General features: G+C 65.1%; 1 pseudogene. It reads right to left on the reverse strand.

The features are described 5' to 3' along the window. Positions 1–185: pseudogene (locus ACYP5B_RS18645) on the reverse strand (hypothetical protein); the annotation flags it as partial. Positions 186–249: the final 64 nt, after the last annotated feature.

Consider the following 249-nt stretch of genomic DNA (forward strand, 5'->3'; position numbering starts at 1 on the left):
GGCATGGGTACAGCCGAACCGCCAGACGGCGCTGGCGGCGCGGACGTTGGCGACGGTGCCGGCTGCTGCAAGGGGGGAATCGAGACCTCCGACTGTGCTCTAGCCGGCAAGGAGACGAGGGAGAGCAGCGACAGTAGTGCCAGTAGCGCGGCAACGGCGGCGCGGAGGATCGTGGTTCGTTTCATGTCAGCTTTACTTCCCGGACGATGTGCCGCGATTGAACACGGTCTGTCGGAGCTGCTGCAGTTC

This window comes from Cupriavidus sp. 8B (assembly GCF_054589115.1).